At 43.2% G+C, this 14,455-nt stretch carries 15 protein-coding genes; 1 reads left to right on the top strand and 14 read right to left on the bottom strand.

The features are described 5' to 3' along the window. Positions 1–337: 337 nt before the first annotated feature. Both cysQ and nudE read right to left on the bottom strand, forming a co-directional pair. The gene (gene cysQ / locus AAEZ00_RS10485; protein ID WP_101033660.1) at positions 338–1,147 is read right to left on the bottom strand and encodes a 3'(2'),5'-bisphosphate nucleotidase CysQ; all 810 of its coding nucleotides are present in this window, start codon (positions 1,145–1,147) and stop codon (positions 338–340) included. 116 nt (positions 1,148–1,263) lie between these two features. Further along, positions 1,264–1,851 (bottom strand): ADP compounds hydrolase NudE, encoded by a 588-nt coding sequence (gene nudE / locus AAEZ00_RS10480; protein ID WP_101033658.1) that lies wholly within the window; start codon positions 1,849–1,851, stop codon positions 1,264–1,266. Positions 1,852–1,928: 77 nt separating this feature from the next. Between nudE and yrfG the strand changes: the two genes are divergently transcribed. Beyond that, positions 1,929–2,594, top strand: a complete 666-nt coding sequence (gene yrfG, locus AAEZ00_RS10475; protein ID WP_124012995.1) for a GMP/IMP nucleotidase — start codon at positions 1,929–1,931, stop codon at positions 2,592–2,594. A gap of 179 nt (positions 2,595–2,773) precedes the next feature. Here yrfG and AAEZ00_RS10470 read toward each other — a convergent pair whose 3' ends face one another. The 12 genes from AAEZ00_RS10470 to gspC all read right to left on the bottom strand — a co-directional run bounded on the left by AAEZ00_RS10470 (position 2,774) and on the right by gspC (position 14,288). Continuing rightward, positions 2,774–3,535 carry a type II secretion system protein N gene (locus AAEZ00_RS10470; protein ID WP_124012994.1) on the bottom strand — a complete coding sequence of 254 codons (762 nt, stop codon included), beginning with the start codon at positions 3,533–3,535 and terminating at the stop codon, positions 2,774–2,776. A gap of 9 nt (positions 3,536–3,544) precedes the next feature. Further along, positions 3,545–4,021, bottom strand: a complete 477-nt coding sequence (locus tag AAEZ00_RS10465; protein WP_101033652.1) for a type II secretion system protein M — start codon at positions 4,019–4,021, stop codon at positions 3,545–3,547. Position 4,022: 1 nt separating this feature from the next. After that, positions 4,023–5,228, bottom strand: a complete 1,206-nt coding sequence (gspL, locus tag AAEZ00_RS10460; protein WP_101033650.1) for a type II secretion system protein GspL — start codon at positions 5,226–5,228, stop codon at positions 4,023–4,025. Positions 5,229–5,278: 50 nt separating this feature from the next. Then, a complete protein-coding gene (gspK, locus tag AAEZ00_RS10455; protein ID WP_101033648.1) occupies positions 5,279–6,265 on the bottom strand; it encodes a type II secretion system minor pseudopilin GspK in 987 nt (328 codons plus the stop codon). Further along, on the bottom strand, positions 6,265–6,939 hold the full coding sequence (gene gspJ / locus AAEZ00_RS10450; protein WP_101033646.1) for a type II secretion system minor pseudopilin GspJ: 675 nt from the start codon (positions 6,937–6,939) through the stop codon (positions 6,265–6,267). Before gspJ ends, gspK begins: the two co-directional genes overlap by 1 nt. Continuing rightward, positions 6,920–7,327, bottom strand: a complete 408-nt coding sequence (gene gspI / locus AAEZ00_RS10445; protein WP_232772114.1) for a type II secretion system minor pseudopilin GspI — start codon at positions 7,325–7,327, stop codon at positions 6,920–6,922. Before gspI ends, gspJ begins: the two co-directional genes overlap by 20 nt. Next, positions 7,320–7,892 carry a type II secretion system minor pseudopilin GspH gene (gene gspH / locus AAEZ00_RS10440; protein ID WP_101033644.1) on the bottom strand — a complete coding sequence of 191 codons (573 nt, stop codon included), beginning with the start codon at positions 7,890–7,892 and terminating at the stop codon, positions 7,320–7,322. Before gspH ends, gspI begins: the two co-directional genes overlap by 8 nt. Position 7,893: 1 nt before the next feature. Continuing rightward, entirely contained in the window at positions 7,894–8,328 is a 435-nt protein-coding gene (gene gspG, locus AAEZ00_RS10435) for a type II secretion system major pseudopilin GspG (protein WP_101033643.1), read from the bottom strand. A 100-nt stretch (positions 8,329–8,428) separates the two neighbouring features. Next, positions 8,429–9,661 (bottom strand): type II secretion system inner membrane protein GspF, encoded by a 1,233-nt coding sequence (gene gspF / locus AAEZ00_RS10430; protein WP_101033641.1) that lies wholly within the window; start codon positions 9,659–9,661, stop codon positions 8,429–8,431. A 3-nt stretch (positions 9,662–9,664) separates the two neighbouring features. Beyond that, positions 9,665–11,209: a type II secretion system ATPase GspE gene (gspE, locus tag AAEZ00_RS10425; protein ID WP_372491462.1), complete on the bottom strand. Its 1,545-nt coding sequence runs from the start codon at positions 11,207–11,209 to the stop codon at positions 9,665–9,667. 7 nt (positions 11,210–11,216) lie between these two features. After that, a complete protein-coding gene (gene gspD, locus AAEZ00_RS10420) occupies positions 11,217–13,349 on the bottom strand; it encodes a type II secretion system secretin GspD (protein WP_351077773.1) in 2,133 nt (710 codons plus the stop codon). Positions 13,350–13,373: 24 nt separating this feature from the next. After that, positions 13,374–14,288, bottom strand: a complete 915-nt coding sequence (gene gspC, locus AAEZ00_RS10415; RefSeq protein WP_124012991.1) for a type II secretion system protein GspC — start codon at positions 14,286–14,288, stop codon at positions 13,374–13,376. Positions 14,289–14,455 lie beyond the last annotated feature (167 nt).

Raw genomic sequence — 14,455 nt, 5'->3', positions numbered from 1 at the left:
TCCACGCTCAGTGCTCTACATACCCAGTCGCTATCCACTTAGATATAAACAATAGTGCTTATCCGAATAGCATTAACTCAAATGAGTGGCGTTTTTTGGGATCTCATGGTCTTCGGCATTAAAATTAACCCTTACCTGCCATAGTAGCCCAAGCAATATCTATGCTGGCAATAAAGCAACTCGCCATTGGTTAGCTAATGCTATCAAGTAAAGCGCCATCCTAGTTTCAGGTAGACATATTAGCTAATCTCAACCCATAAAATGAGTCAAAATCAGCCGTCGACTAAAAAACAGACAAACAGAACCATTAATTCAAAACAAGTAAAATAACTATTAATCAATTTGTTAGCAACATATCCCACGGGAGATTGGTACTGCCGACCACAATGAAATTAGGATTTTCGAGCGTTTCACGCTCATTGTAGGTCATAGGCTGCAAATTAATATCAATCAGTGCCCCACCCGCTTCTTCAATAATGATCTGCGCCGCGCCCGTATCCCACTCACCAGTTGGCCCTAAGCGGACATAGCAATCTGCACGCCCTTCGGCCACTAAACAACTCTTTAATGCAGCGCCTCCCATCACCACTAACTCACAATGATTGGGTTTATTAAGCAGCTTTAATACCGATTGCGGGTCTTGACGACGACTGACCGCTAAACGCAAATGCTCTGGTTCATCACCGGTTAATTGTTTACTGGTAATGCGTAGCTCATTCTTACCATCACGCTTATAAGCTCCTAACCCCGCGATCGCGTAGTAACACACTTTCGTCATCGGCACATAAACCACACCCATGATAGGACGATTATGTTCAACCAAGGCAATAATGACTGAAAAATCACCACTGCCCGCAATAAACTCACCAGTACCATCTAATGGATCGACTAACCAATAGCGTTTCCATGTTTCACGCACACTTAATGGAATATCCGCCGCCTCCTCACTTAAAATAGGAATATCAGGCGTTAGCTCAGCTAACTGACGGCAAATAATGTCGTGCGCAGCTAAATCGGCAGACGTCACCGGGGTATTGTCTGCCTTCATTTCGCGTTTAAAGTTACCTTTAAGGTAAATGTCACGAATTGTTTGCCCAGCTTCCGTTGCAATGTCTATGACTTGCTCAATTACATCTTCTGGCTTCATTACTACTCCAATTGCTGGATTCGAGAAAGATGACCTGACAAGGACACCAATAAACAAGGCTATCGCCTATTCTATGTTGCTGTTCTATGGCTAACACAATACGCCGAGTAATTTATCTATTCTACATCGTTTAGCTCACGTTTAAGACTATCCGTTGATGTACTCAGATATTGCTGAGTTAAAAAAAGCGCACTCACACTGCGAGACTCAGAAAAGTCGACATTATCGAGTAATAACTGCCAATCAGATAATGGCCAAGGGATCACGTCGATCGGCTCTGGCTCATCACCTTCCAAACGACTGGGATACAGTTTTTCGGCCACAAAAATATGCATTTTGCTGGAAAAGTAACCAGGCGCAAGTGATAGCTCTTTTAAATGAGTCAATTGATAACTACCAAAACCAATTTCTTCTTGGAGCTCTCTATTGGCTGCTTCAATCGCTGTTTCACCAGGATCAATCAATCCTTTAGGAAAACCCAGTTCGTAATTATCGGTGCCAGCGGCATATTCACTGGCTAATAACAAATTACCTTGATGAATAGGCACCATCATCACAGCCCCCCTGCTACCGCCTTTCATTCTTTCATATTGACGTTCTACGCCATTAGAAAACTTAAGGTGTACCTGCTCGATTTGAAACAGTCGGCTTTTAGCAACAATTTCGGTATGCAGGATCTCCGGCTTTTTATGCCGCTGTGTCATTGAAGCCCCATGTGACGAATTAATATAGACAAGGTACAATCTTACTATTCTAGGTATATTCTACAACCGGAATTTACATGTTTCCTTGGTATAAAATAGATACAGTCCTACTCGACATGGATGGCACCTTGCTTGATCTTCATTTTGATAACCACTTTTGGTTGCATATAGTGCCTGAACAATTAAGCATACAGAGGCAAATAAGCTTGGATGAAGCCAATAAATTAGCTAAACAAGCTTGCTATGATGTGGTCGGCACCTTAGATTGGTATTGTCTTGATTACTGGCAACGCCATTTAAAACTCGATATTTTGGCATTACACCATGCATCGGCGGACAGGATTAAGCTTCGCCAAGACAGCATGCCTTTTTTACAGGCATTAGCTGGGGCAAATAAGCAACGCATCTTGTTTACTAATGCTCACCCACAAAGTTTAGCCCTTAAGTTAACCCATACCAACTTAGCCGATGGTTTAGACGACATGCTATCGAGCCATGAAAGCGGCTATCCCAAAGAGCATCCACAATTTTGGCAATATGCATTTAATAAATTTAACGTAGATCCGTCGAGGTGTTTATTTATTGATGACAGCGAAGTCATTTTAGCGGCATCAAAAAAAGCGGGGGTAGGTTATCAACTCGGAATAAAGAATCCAGATAGCCAAAAACCTCAGCTTGAATTTGCCAATTTCCCAGCGATTACCGATTACCACCTACTATTACAGACACTTCAAGCCATTTAGCAATATTGTCGCCATAGAAACAACGAAGGGATTGAAGTTAAGTTGAATGACCGCCGAGTAGCGATTGATTTTTAAGCGTGGCCATTATAGTTAAGCTAGCATTGCTGAATCAAATGTGAATGATATAAAAACGCCTTGATATTGGTATCAAGGCGTTTTTATTAATCTCTTTATAGGTATTACAAACCAGGCACAACACCTTGATAGTTAATTGGATAATACCCTTGAGTATCTTGTCGACCTAAAAATGGTAACGCCTCACGTAAATCCTTAGGTTGAGCATCTGTCGGTTTAATTTTAGCACTGACCTTAACCAAGTTTGATTCGCCTAAAATAGCTGTCCCCGTTAAGCCCAATACGTTTTGCGTTTCATCAGTGGCCAGTTGTAATTGCCCGTCAAGACAACTCAATCCCAATGTGATATTGCCCAAAGGGTATACCCCAAATTGATTTTTGACATTAGTGTGATTTACAAATAATTTACCGTGTAATTGTTCGCACCATGGTTTACCTTGCTTTAAGACTTCAACCATTATGCTCACATCACCGTCAATTTGGGTTTTAAAAGGTAAGCGAGCACCCGCTAGTATAAAGCTATCTTGTAGATCAAGACGAATATTTTTCGCGCTCATCCCAGATAATGACCAGCTAAGACTGCCTTTACCGCTGACTGGCGTGGCACGATTACCGACATTAAAATCGATATTGGCTTGACCAACAAATAATCCCCACGGGCTTAACGTCCAACTAACCCGTTCTATCTGTCGTTGATCAATCGTGATTAAGGCCGCTTTCCCCTGCCAAAGTGTACCTTCAGCACCACTTATCACCATATTATTTGGCAATGGGGCAATACTGACTAACCAATTTGCAGGTAAATATACCAATAAAAACATCATATAGATAATGACGCCAATGACTATTTTTGAAAATAAACTCACAAAAAACCCTTACTGTGAAAGCTGAATACGTCTTACTTTTACAAAGCCAGCAACGTCTGATTCCGTTAAATCAACACTGTCCAGTGTTAATCCTTTCTGCGTCACTAAGTCATGTAAATAACCCAGGAGTGCGTCGAATGGCACATCATCCATCCAGAGTTGGATCTTATCGCCTTGCGGCTGCATACGGGTGATTTCTAATTGATATTGTCCCGCGGTTTGGTTGACGATAGAGCTTAAACTTCCAGGTACTTTCGCTTGCGCACCAGCTTGTTTTAGACCCGTTATTTTATTCGCGCTTTGTTTAACATAATTTAACGTTTTCTGTGCGGCGATGTTATCGCGCTCGGCGGCTTCTTGAGCATTAGATATAGGTGCCCAAATACCCCAATAAACAATACCAATGACAAGTACCACGGCACAAAAACCAACCAGCTGTTGCTCTCTAATAGCTAAACTTTGCCACCAAATACGCATATTTTCCATGTTATTTAATCCTTAACGTCAGCGTACTGGTGACGCTGTCTTCGCTACTGTTCATGGCACCACCATCTAGTTGGTAGTCTTTGGCGACAAACGCTTTAAACTCTTCAATTTGGCCATAGGTTTTTGCCGTCACTTGCATGCGTAATTCATTACGATTGGCTTCAAAACGCAATGTATTGGGTTTTAACTCTGGCACCTTGCTAAATGCAGGTTTAAGGTTGTCTAACATTTCAAAAAATACTGCACCACCACCTTGACCTTGCATACTGCGTAACTGACTGTCCATTTGTGAGCGCATATTGACAATGCGATTAACCGCGGGCAACGACAGCTTAAAAATGACTTCACTTTGGGCTTGTAATTCTGCAGTGCGGTTGTTGAGTTGATGTATTGCCAAACCTTTATTGACTAACGCTAATACTATGGCAAGCATGATCACTATCGCAGCATTTTTCCAAATGAATAACTGTTTGCTGTATTCACTCTTGGGCTTATATACACCGCTTAATAAATTAATCGGCGCATTTAAAATGCCCTTTGCTAATACCATCATAGGTAAATCTAACGGCTTAGATTCAACTTGTACCCCAGAAAAATCGATATCGTCGCTATAACTGGCCATGCTAATAGGGTCATCATTGGTCTGCACCACTTGAGACAATAGCCGTGGTAATGCAATTGCAGACCATGCTTTAGGTAAACTGACACCGCCCCCTTCCGAGGTTCTGATTAAATATTCGCTGCCGACACTCATTGCTGCCCAGCGACATTGATCTAACGGTAATGCCAAACAATCTGGCACAATTCGTTTCACTTTCAAGCCTGCATGATGCAGCCATTCAAGCCATAGTTGCATTTGCTCATGCGCTACAGCAGCCACATTAAGTTGCTCACCTTCGCGAGGACCAACCACAAAATGCATATTGTCTACATTCGTCGCTAATGATTCCTCCAGCATGTATGGCAACGCCTTTAATGCTTGGCGTTGGCCTTTTTCGGGTAACATAATTTGTGTCAATGTCATATTGGCCGCAGGCACAAGTACATCAACAGGACGATTACCCGCACGCTCAGCTAAACTGCTGAGGCTAGCGGCATCAGCTAACTCACCAGAAGCGATAATTTCTTGCGCTTGTTCAGACCATACCAGCCATGAACATGGGTGTTCTGATGTTTTTCCTAACCGGATAAATAGCCGTTCAGACACTGTTATTCTCCACCGATCTCAATACGCATTGTTACGCAATGAATTTGTTATTATTGTTGGCCACCATACTGACGGGTGAGCACATCTAAATTGTTACCATTGCGCTTAAGTACGCTTTCCATTCGAAATAATGCGTTATCTACTTTAGCACCAGATTTCAATAAAAAGTACTGACTATCAACGACAAAACTCGACTTTGCATTCGCTTCGGAATTGATGCCACTCAGTGACGAACTTTCCCAAAACTCTTCAATTTTTTCATACCCATCCGCGGGACGATTATTGATAATGTTTTCAGCTTCACTCACTGAAATTTTATTTTCAAGCATCCCAGCAAGTAAAGCGGCCTGCTCAACCTTAATGGTATTCACATTCAATAACTGGCTATCTTCACCGGGTATTGCACACACATAAGGTGAAAGATTCAGATAAACATCTTGGCTAAACCCTAATACTGCGCGTAACTCACTGCGATGCTGCATCAAGGTATTGGCGGCACGATATGGCACATTACGCGACTCATATTCAGCATCTTCAGCCCCATATGGTGCAGATAACGTGTCTTGGTCGATATAATCTTTAAGGGTATAAGTGAGTTTCTCTGCACCAAAATCACCTACCCCTAAACTGATCAGTAGCGCTTGGAACTGTCTTGCTGCTACCGTCATTTTGGGCTGACCATTATCGGTCTGGGTTGAAGCTTGCCCAACGGCATTAACATTAAAGCAAGCCCGCATATCTTGTACTTCACCAACAATTTCACCATATTCGGCCGGAAAAGCGACATTGGCTAAGGCCCAGTACTGCTGTAAATGTACCGTCCCTTCTGAGTCTTCAAAATCTTGCTTGAGTACTTTCATCGCCAATTCTTCCGCAGAAAGAGCATACCAGTAAGCCTGGTCATATTGGGCTAAATTAAGCGTTCGGCGCATTGAAAGCTGATTACGGCTGCTAATGTTGGTAGCAATAATCACTACCATAGCGACAATCAACATCACCACAATTAACGCAACACCTCGTTGCTTTTGGCCGCCCATTATACTGACCCGCCGTTGTTGTTATTGCCTTGCTTATCATCGTCCGCTGTAGACTTGGTCGCTGGAGCACCTTTAGGTAATAAAAATCGACGTTGGATTTTACCCAAACCCTCTAACTCTATTTCCATCGCGATCCCTTTTGGCATCACAGTTCCATCAACATTCTTCTGCCATTTATCATCCATATAAAACGAATATTCAATCGATAAGACATGGTCAATCACGACACTTTTTAATGGTTCGGCTCCTGATATTGGCTCTGGATAAGGATAATACCAGCGTTCTAATCGGCCATTTTGGACCACATAGGCCACCGACTGCAAACTGCCTCTGGGTAACATACCATCAGGGTTTAACCAACCTAAACGGTAAAACATCAATGCTTCGGTCTCTGAGTCGAGAATATTGCCACCCACTTGAAAAAATTGACTGCCGCGGCCGTCAATTAACCTGGGTGTACGCGCGACCATTTGGCCCAAATCGCGTTCTAACGCACCAAAACCCTGTTGTAATGACTTAAGCCGATCAGCGAACTCTTTGGTGACTTCATCATTTTTCATCACCGTCGATAATATTGAGTTAGCCGCAATACCCAACATGGCAAAAATTGCAATCGCGATAAGCATTTCGAGTAAGGTAAAACCGCTTAAATGCTTAACCTTTGTTATGCACATAACTATTTACCTGAGCAGCCACACGGTTAAATTTATCATCGTCACTGACGCTAATACGGATCATCCTAAATTTATCATCTGTCGTCTTAATCACTTCTTGGCGCCAATACCATTCACGGCCTGCGAGTTCTGACTGACCTGTTTTTTGGCCTATATCAGGAAAGGTACCAGGCAATCGCACGTCGACCATTTGGTTACTGGCCACCCATTGCGCTAAAGTTCGTTCTTCTAAAATGGGCATATTAGCCATGATCTCACTCAAGCTTTTTGTCACCGATACCGCAGCAATTGAAAATACCGCTAAAGCAACTATCACCTCAAGTAAGGTCATGCCACGGCTTTTACCGCGCATGTGAATAGGGTGTCGATTGAAGGCTACTTTATTCATCTACACGCCCTAATGTTAAGCGGCCTAACGCGTCACCAACAACCAGTACATTGACCGGCTGACTGTCGTCATTTATCATATTAAAACCCAGCTCAAATGGTGTCATCTCACCGCTGGGAAACAATAATATTTGCGGTTCAGGGTGTTTCTTTTTTTCTTCTTCGCTCTTTTCGTCGATAAAAGGCTCATCAAACCAAGACTCATTTTGCTCGTCTTCTTGAACTAATGGCATACCATCGATCACAATATCTAAGGTAATACCGGCATCCATTTTTTCGGCCGATAATAGCCGATCTTGCTCAACAGGCATCCATTTACCTTCTTGATAAAACACAAACTCATATTGATCTTCGTCAATCACAATACCAATAAACTGGCCGCTTAACACACTTTCATCAAGCACCATCTCAGTCGCGGCGATAAAACGTCGCGCTGGTTTTTTGAGCATCTGTTCCGGCCCAGCAACATTCATAGATAAGGTTACCGCTGAGGCCACCAACCCCATGAGCAATGCCACGATCAACACCTCAAGTAAGGTGAAGCCGGCTTGACGATGTTGAATCATTTTATTGAAAATCTTGTAAATTCCAGCTTCCGATATCATCTTCAGAACCTGGTTGTCCGTCTGGGCCTGCACTGAAAATATCAATCTTTCCATATTCACCAGGGCTTAAGAGTAAATAGTCACTGCGCCATGGGTCTTGAGGTAGACGCTTAACATAACCACCTTCACGGAAATTACGCGGCTCTGGTGACGAGTTAGGCTTTTGCACTAACGCATCAAGACCTTGTTCCGTCGTTGGATAAATACTGTTATCTAACTTATACATGTCCAATGCATTTTCTAGCGCAACAATATCTGATATGGCTTTTTGTTGGTCGGCTTTGTCTTTATTACCCATGAGATTGGGCACAACCATTGACGCTAAAATACCTAAAATAACAATTACTACCATTACTTCGAGTAAGGTGAAACCTCGTTGCATATTATTATGTTGCATTGCTTACTTCCTCTAAAAATTGTCTCTATATTCAAGCGTAAAAATCAGCTCTTACGCTTGGTTACATGTTTAGTCTACCAAGATATACACAGTCTAAAACCTAGCCGGTAACCAAATTATTTAACTCTAAAATAGGCTGTAAAATTGCCATTACAATAAATAATACAACCGATGCCATACTGACGACTAGCATGGGCTCAAAAACCCCCAAAGCTATATTCACGTTCGACTCAAAATCTCGGTCTTGGTTATCTGCGGCGCGTTCAAGCATATTCTCTAATTGACCGCTTTTTTCTCCAGATGCAATCATATACAACATCATTGCAGGGAATAACTTAGTATTAGTCAACGCATTGCCCAAACTAGTTCCTTCTCTGACTCGGGCCGTTGCATCATCGACAGCGGCACGCACTTTGACATTCTGTAACACTTCACTGGCGATACGCATTCCATCAAGTAACGGTACCGAACTCGCTGACAAAATACTTAATGTGCGCGCGAATCTGGCGGTATTTAATCCTTTACTGACTTTACCAATCACTGGCATTTGCAATAGTGCAGTGTCAAATTTCATCCGCATTACTGGATTGGTCAGCATACGCTGAAAAACAATCATGCAACCAAAGATGAGCAGTACAACCAACACCCCCCAATGTTGCACAAAATCAGATGCAAGAATTAAAAACTGGGTCGTTCCAGGTAATTCTTGCCCCATGTGCTCAAACTGCCCAACCACCTTCGGCACCACAGCAGCAAGTAACACGGCGATGACACCAATAGCGACCACGGTTAATACGATAGGATAAATCATTGCCTGAGTTAGCTTTGTTTTGAGTTGTTGACGACGCTCGGTGTAATCAGCTAATCGGTTAAGCACCACTTCTAAATGGCCTGATTTCTCACCCGAGGCCACCATCGCACGGAATAAATCATCAAAAACGTGCGGAAACTCGGCCATTGAGTCCGCTAAACTGTAACCTTCAACCACCCGAGAACGCACAGCCATAATCATGCTGCCTAAACGATCTTTTTCTGATTGTTGTCCCACCGCTTTTAGCGCTTCTTCAATCGGTAAACCCGCTGCCACCAGTGTCGCGATTTGGCGAGTGATCAACGCAAGTTCGGCAACTGAAATCCGTCTCTTAAACAAATTCGCTAGGTTAAAGCCACCACGCTGTGAGCGGGCTTCTTTCTCATTGACCGGCTGGAGTTCCAGTGGCATAAGGTGCTGCTCACGCAGCTGGCCTCTAGCATGGCGTGCGGTATCAGCTTCGATCACACCTTTTTGCTGTTTGCCTTTACTATCGAGGGCTTTGTATTCAAACGCCGCCATTGATTACTCCTCGCGTGTAACGCGTAATACTTCTTCTAGCGTCGTCACACCGGCGAGTACTTTACTCATGCCGTCATGACGAATACTTGGAATCGATTTTCGCACGTGTTTTTCAATGGCTAACTCACCCCTGCCGCCATGAATTAATTCACGGACATTATCATCAACAATGAGCAATTCATGGATACCAGTTCGACCGCGATAACCATTTTGACTACAGGCTTTGCAGCCTTTAGCGCGATAAATGACCCGAGTGTCGTTTGCGGTAATACCCAGTAATTCACGTTCACGCTCATCGGGCTCGTGTGCTTCTTTACAAATGGGGCATAATGTACGGATTAGTCGCTGAGCGAGCACGCCAAGTAAACTTGATGAGACTAAAAAGGGCTCTACCCCCATGTCTTGCAAACGGGTAATCGCCCCTGATGCCGTATTCGTGTGTAAGGTTGAAATAACCAAGTGGCCGGTTAATGAAGCTTGCACTGAAATCTGCGCAGTTTCTAAATCGCGGATCTCACCAATCATCACTACGTCGGGGTCCTGACGTAAAATCGCGCGCAACCCACGAGCAAAGGTCATATCAACCTTAGTGTTAACCTGAGTTTGACCAATGCCTTCTAACTCATATTCAATCGGATCTTCAACCGTTAAAATATTAGTGTCTTTAGAATTGATTTCCGTTAACCCAGCATACAAGGTGGTACTTTTACCTGACCCGGTTGGGCCTGTCACTAGAATGATCCCGTGTGGCTTACGAATTAACTCATCGAATTTTTCGCGAATGCCGAGCGTCATTCCCAGTTGTTCTAAGTCTAAGTTACCGGTATTTTTATCCAGCAAACGCATTACCACGCGTTCACCATGACTTGATGGCATGGTCGATACCCGAACATCAACGGCACGACCGGCAATACGTAACGAAATACGACCATCTTGAGGCAGGCGTTTTTCGGCGATATCTAAACGTGCCATCACTTTAATGCGCGACACCAACAAGGACGATAATTTACGATTCGGCTTTAACACTTCTTTTAATACGCCATCAATACGGAAACGAACAATTAATTGTTTCTCATAAGTTTCGACGTGAATATCTGATGCTTCTTCTTTAATCGCTTCCGACAATAATGCATTAATTAATTTAATAATCGGCGCGTCGTCATCACCTTCGAGCAAGTCTTCAGTTTGTGGCAGTTCTTCAGCCAGGGTAAACAAGTCCATTTCGTTACCAATATCTTCCATTAACTGTTGGGCTTCTGAAGAATTAGATTGATACGCTTGAGTGAGTTTAGCCTCAAAATGAGTCACCTCTAGCTTGACTAAAGGTAACTCGACATCGGCATAGCGCCGCACTTCTAACATGGCACTGAGTGGTGTGTTATCGGTATAGAAAAGACAAAGTTGCTCGTTCTCTTTCGCTAACACCAATTGAAAACGGTGTGAAAAGGCGAACGGCAAACGCTCTTTGCTATTGGAGTGAAAAACCCCGTCGCCTTCGACAACTTCCATGGCGACGTCACTTGATACTTGAGCTAATGGCTCGGTCATCACGCTATCAGTCATTATTTTGAGCCTTGTCCTTTTGCATGCTTTCATCAATTGAACGCAATGCTGGATCGGTTTCACGCATTTTTGTTCCTAAACCTTGGCCGCTTTTATAACGCTCTAGCACTTCATTAACGTCATCAGGTAAGTATGCCTCTTGATCCCATTCTTCCAGTACAGGAACATCAGTATTTGGCATTAGATTAATACCACGAGCTTGTTGTTCAAGCTGTAATGCTCTGAAGTAATTGTATTTACGACCTGCAATACCTTCCATTGTAATGCCGTCACGGATTATGGTGGGTTTAATGAAAATCATTAGATTTTTCTTGATCTTTTTACTCGATGAAGACCTGAATAAATGACCTAGAAAAGGAATATCGCCAAGGAAAGGTACTTTTTGAACACTTTCTTGTACTTCTTCGTTAATTAATCCACCTAAAACCACAATTTGCCCAGAATCAGCCATAACAGTGGTCGTTAAACGACGCGTAGAGAAGCTGATATCCACACCGGTATTACCATTCACACCCGAGACTTCTTGCTCTATGGTTAATTTAACCGATGAGCCTTCGTTAATCTGCGGCACAACCTTTAACTTAACACCGACTTCTTTACGCTCAACGGTTTGGAAAGGATTGTCATTGCTTGAACTTGAGGTTGAGCCAGTAAGGATCGGCACTTCATCACCGACAATAAAAGAGGCTTCTTGGTTGTCTAATGTGGTGATAGATGGGGTTGCTAATACGTTTGAATTGGTATCGCTTGAAACAGCTTGGATAAGTGCTGCAAAGTTACCTGTGGTCAAGCCCCATGCCATACCATTCACTTTCCCCAACGCTTGCGCGATCAAGGTATAGTCACCGTCTGAAGTTGGATTAGTTGTGGTTGTTGGATTACCATTACCGTCAATGGTCGTCACGCTAGTACCATCTTCTTCACGAGCAGCCCAGACTCCGGCACCGACTTCTCCAATGGTTGCACCAATGTTGTTAAACTGAGTTAAGCCACCGGCTTCACTGCCCCATTGCACCCCAAACCCCACGTTATCGCCTTGAGCGATTTCAACAATAATGGCTTCAACGAGTACTTGAGGACGGCGAATGTCGAGCTGATTAATGACGCTTTCAATCGTCCGCAGTTGATCAGGTTCGGCGCTAATAACCAGCGCGTTGGTATCACTGTGAGCCATAATGTTAATATCACTACGACGTTTACTTGAATTGCCTTGTTGGCTGCCAGCCCCGTCTTTATTATCTTGTAAATTTTGTGCAAACCCAGTTAATACTTCAACCAAGTCTTCCGCCTTGGCGTAATGCAAATAACGGACTTTGGTATTGCCGGTAGTCGCTTGATCTGCATCTAGTCGTCTAATTAGCTCGATCACACGTTGACGGCTTTTTTCATCGCCACTGACAATAACGGCATTCATGCGCTCGTCAGCCACCACTTTAGGTGCTTGACCAGGCAGTTGTGATTGGTTAGCTGTCGTGCGATATAGGGTGTCTATAATGCGGACAATCTCCCCCGCAGAGGCATAGTCTAATGCCACCACTTGCACGTCTGTATCACCTTGTTTATCCACTCGACGGACGATTTCTACCAGCTTATTCACTACCGCTGCACGGCCAGAAATCATTAATACATTCGATTGGTCATAATTAACAACATTACCACCACCAGCATTATCATTTAACTGACGCAGTAACGGTGCAAGTTGCTTAGCTTCAGAATTGTATAACGGAACAATACGGGTGACCATTTCATCACCAACGCCAGGCGCATTGTCATCGGCGACACGGATAGAGGCCATTTTGGCATCTTTATCTTTAATCACTTTAATGATGTGGTTATCCATTTCAACCACTGCATAGCCATACACTTGAAGGACGTTAAGGAAGAATTGGTAATATTGATCATCATTCAACAAGTCGTAACTGCGGACATTAATTTTGCCACGTACCGTTGGATCTACAATTATCGTTTTATTGAGGTTTTTACCAACAATATTAATAAACTCTTGAATATCAGTGCCTTTAAAATTGGCGGCATATTGTTCCGACCAAGCACTCGGTGCCGCTATCATCGCAGCGCCCACCAGCATTCCAGCAATAATCTTATGTCGGATCCCTTTTTTATTCATTTTATTCAATCCTCTAACGCCAAATTATTCTGGCAAACTAAACATGATTTCGACCAACTGCCCTTCACGCTCAACCATGACAGCCATTTCGGTGAGCTCAGGCAGTTGTGCCATCACTTCTAATGCCTGACCCATATCGGTCAGATCAAATCCATTTATTGATTTGGCTAAATCATTAGCCTGAAAACCCGCTTGCTTAAACAACGCAACATCTTTACCAGGATTTAAACGGTAACCAGCTAATTCATCACCATTACGTACAGGTGAGATAGCTAAAAAATCAGTTATTTTACTGGGGTCGGCTAATAACTCTTCACGAGAATTAGACAGTTCTTCAGAAAAGCGTTGATTATCGCGACGATCAACTCGGGTCACTTGTTGATCGACTTTCGCTTGTTGTAAATGAGTATTTGCGTCACTTTGCGCGGAATATTTAAGGCCATCAAGCATCAAGGTTTCATAACGACCGCCGTTACTAATAATGATGCGATCAGCATAAACTTCTTTTAAAGCAGCTGAAGTTCCCTTAATTTTATCACCTAAGCTATAGGTTTCTTGTTGCCCGCTTGACTCAATAACGGCTAACCCCTGATCTTCCGCAGTCGACGCAACAACCCCCCTCAACTGAATTGACAAGTTTGTTTTAGGCGCGTCAGTGATTTGTTCTACGACTTCAGCTTTGGGTTTATTACTATTATTATCTAAGCGGCCAAAAAGAAATAGGTTACGTACACCAGCAAGCTCAATACGCTTAGCAGTGCCTGCTGAAATGGGGGATGGTTGCCACATCGCAGATTGCGATGATGCTGGCATCAACTTCCATGTTATCTGTGCGGCTAAAAGCAACAGTGTGATCATTCCAAGCCAAAATACAACAATACTCAATGGCTTATGTGGTATTTTTGCGGCGTTAGCGATCAGTTTATCTAATACATCCATATGCTATTGGACTCTCTATACATGTTGGTACAGGTCTTTGTTCTAGTTGTTAATAATATGCGTTAAATAGATGTTTAGCCGTTATGCTAACTCACACAGGATAAAGCAACAACCCTAGCGCATATCGATTGGCGGATCACCATCAAATATGCTAACTTTGCGCCCAT

It is taken from the genome of Shewanella sp. S1-49-MNA-CIBAN-0167 (assembly GCF_040310145.1).
Lineage (GTDB): Bacteria > Pseudomonadota > Gammaproteobacteria > Enterobacterales > Shewanellaceae > Shewanella > Shewanella psychromarinicola.
Note: the sequence above shows the minus strand (reverse complement) of the source record. Positions and strands in the feature narration are given on the sequence as shown.

What these genes read in the sequence shown, in the direction of transcription:
- cysQ (WP_101033660.1), bottom strand. Translation starts at nt 1,147, where the DNA reads ATGAAGCCAGAAGATGTAATTGAGCAAGTCATAGACATTGCAACGGAA.
- nudE (WP_101033658.1), bottom strand. Translation starts at nt 1,851, where the DNA reads ATGACACAGCGGCATAAAAAGCCGGAGATCCTGCATACCGAAATTGTT.
- yrfG (WP_124012995.1), top strand. Translation starts at nt 1,929, where the DNA reads ATGTTTCCTTGGTATAAAATAGATACAGTCCTACTCGACATGGATGGC.
- AAEZ00_RS10465 (WP_101033652.1), bottom strand. Translation starts at nt 4,021, where the DNA reads ATGGAAAATATGCGTATTTGGTGGCAAAGTTTAGCTATTAGAGAGCAA.
- gspK (WP_101033648.1), bottom strand. Translation starts at nt 6,265, where the DNA reads ATGGGCGGCCAAAAGCAACGAGGTGTTGCGTTAATTGTGGTGATGTTG.
- gspJ (WP_101033646.1), bottom strand. Translation starts at nt 6,939, where the DNA reads ATGTGCATAACAAAGGTTAAGCATTTAAGCGGTTTTACCTTACTCGAA.
- gspI (WP_232772114.1), bottom strand. Translation starts at nt 7,327, where the DNA reads ATGAATAAAGTAGCCTTCAATCGACACCCTATTCACATGCGCGGTAAA.
- gspH (WP_101033644.1), bottom strand. Translation starts at nt 7,892, where the DNA reads ATGATTCAACATCGTCAAGCCGGCTTCACCTTACTTGAGGTGTTGATC.
- gspG (WP_101033643.1), bottom strand. Translation starts at nt 8,328, where the DNA reads ATGCAACATAATAATATGCAACGAGGTTTCACCTTACTCGAAGTAATG.
- gspF (WP_101033641.1), bottom strand. Translation starts at nt 9,661, where the DNA reads ATGGCGGCGTTTGAATACAAAGCCCTCGATAGTAAAGGCAAACAGCAA.
- gspE (WP_372491462.1), bottom strand. Translation starts at nt 11,209, where the DNA reads ATGACCGAGCCATTAGCTCAAGTATCAAGTGACGTCGCCATGGAAGTT.
- gspD (WP_351077773.1), bottom strand. Translation starts at nt 13,349, where the DNA reads ATGAATAAAAAAGGGATCCGACATAAGATTATTGCTGGAATGCTGGTG.
- gspC (WP_124012991.1), bottom strand. Translation starts at nt 14,288, where the DNA reads ATGGATGTATTAGATAAACTGATCGCTAACGCCGCAAAAATACCACAT.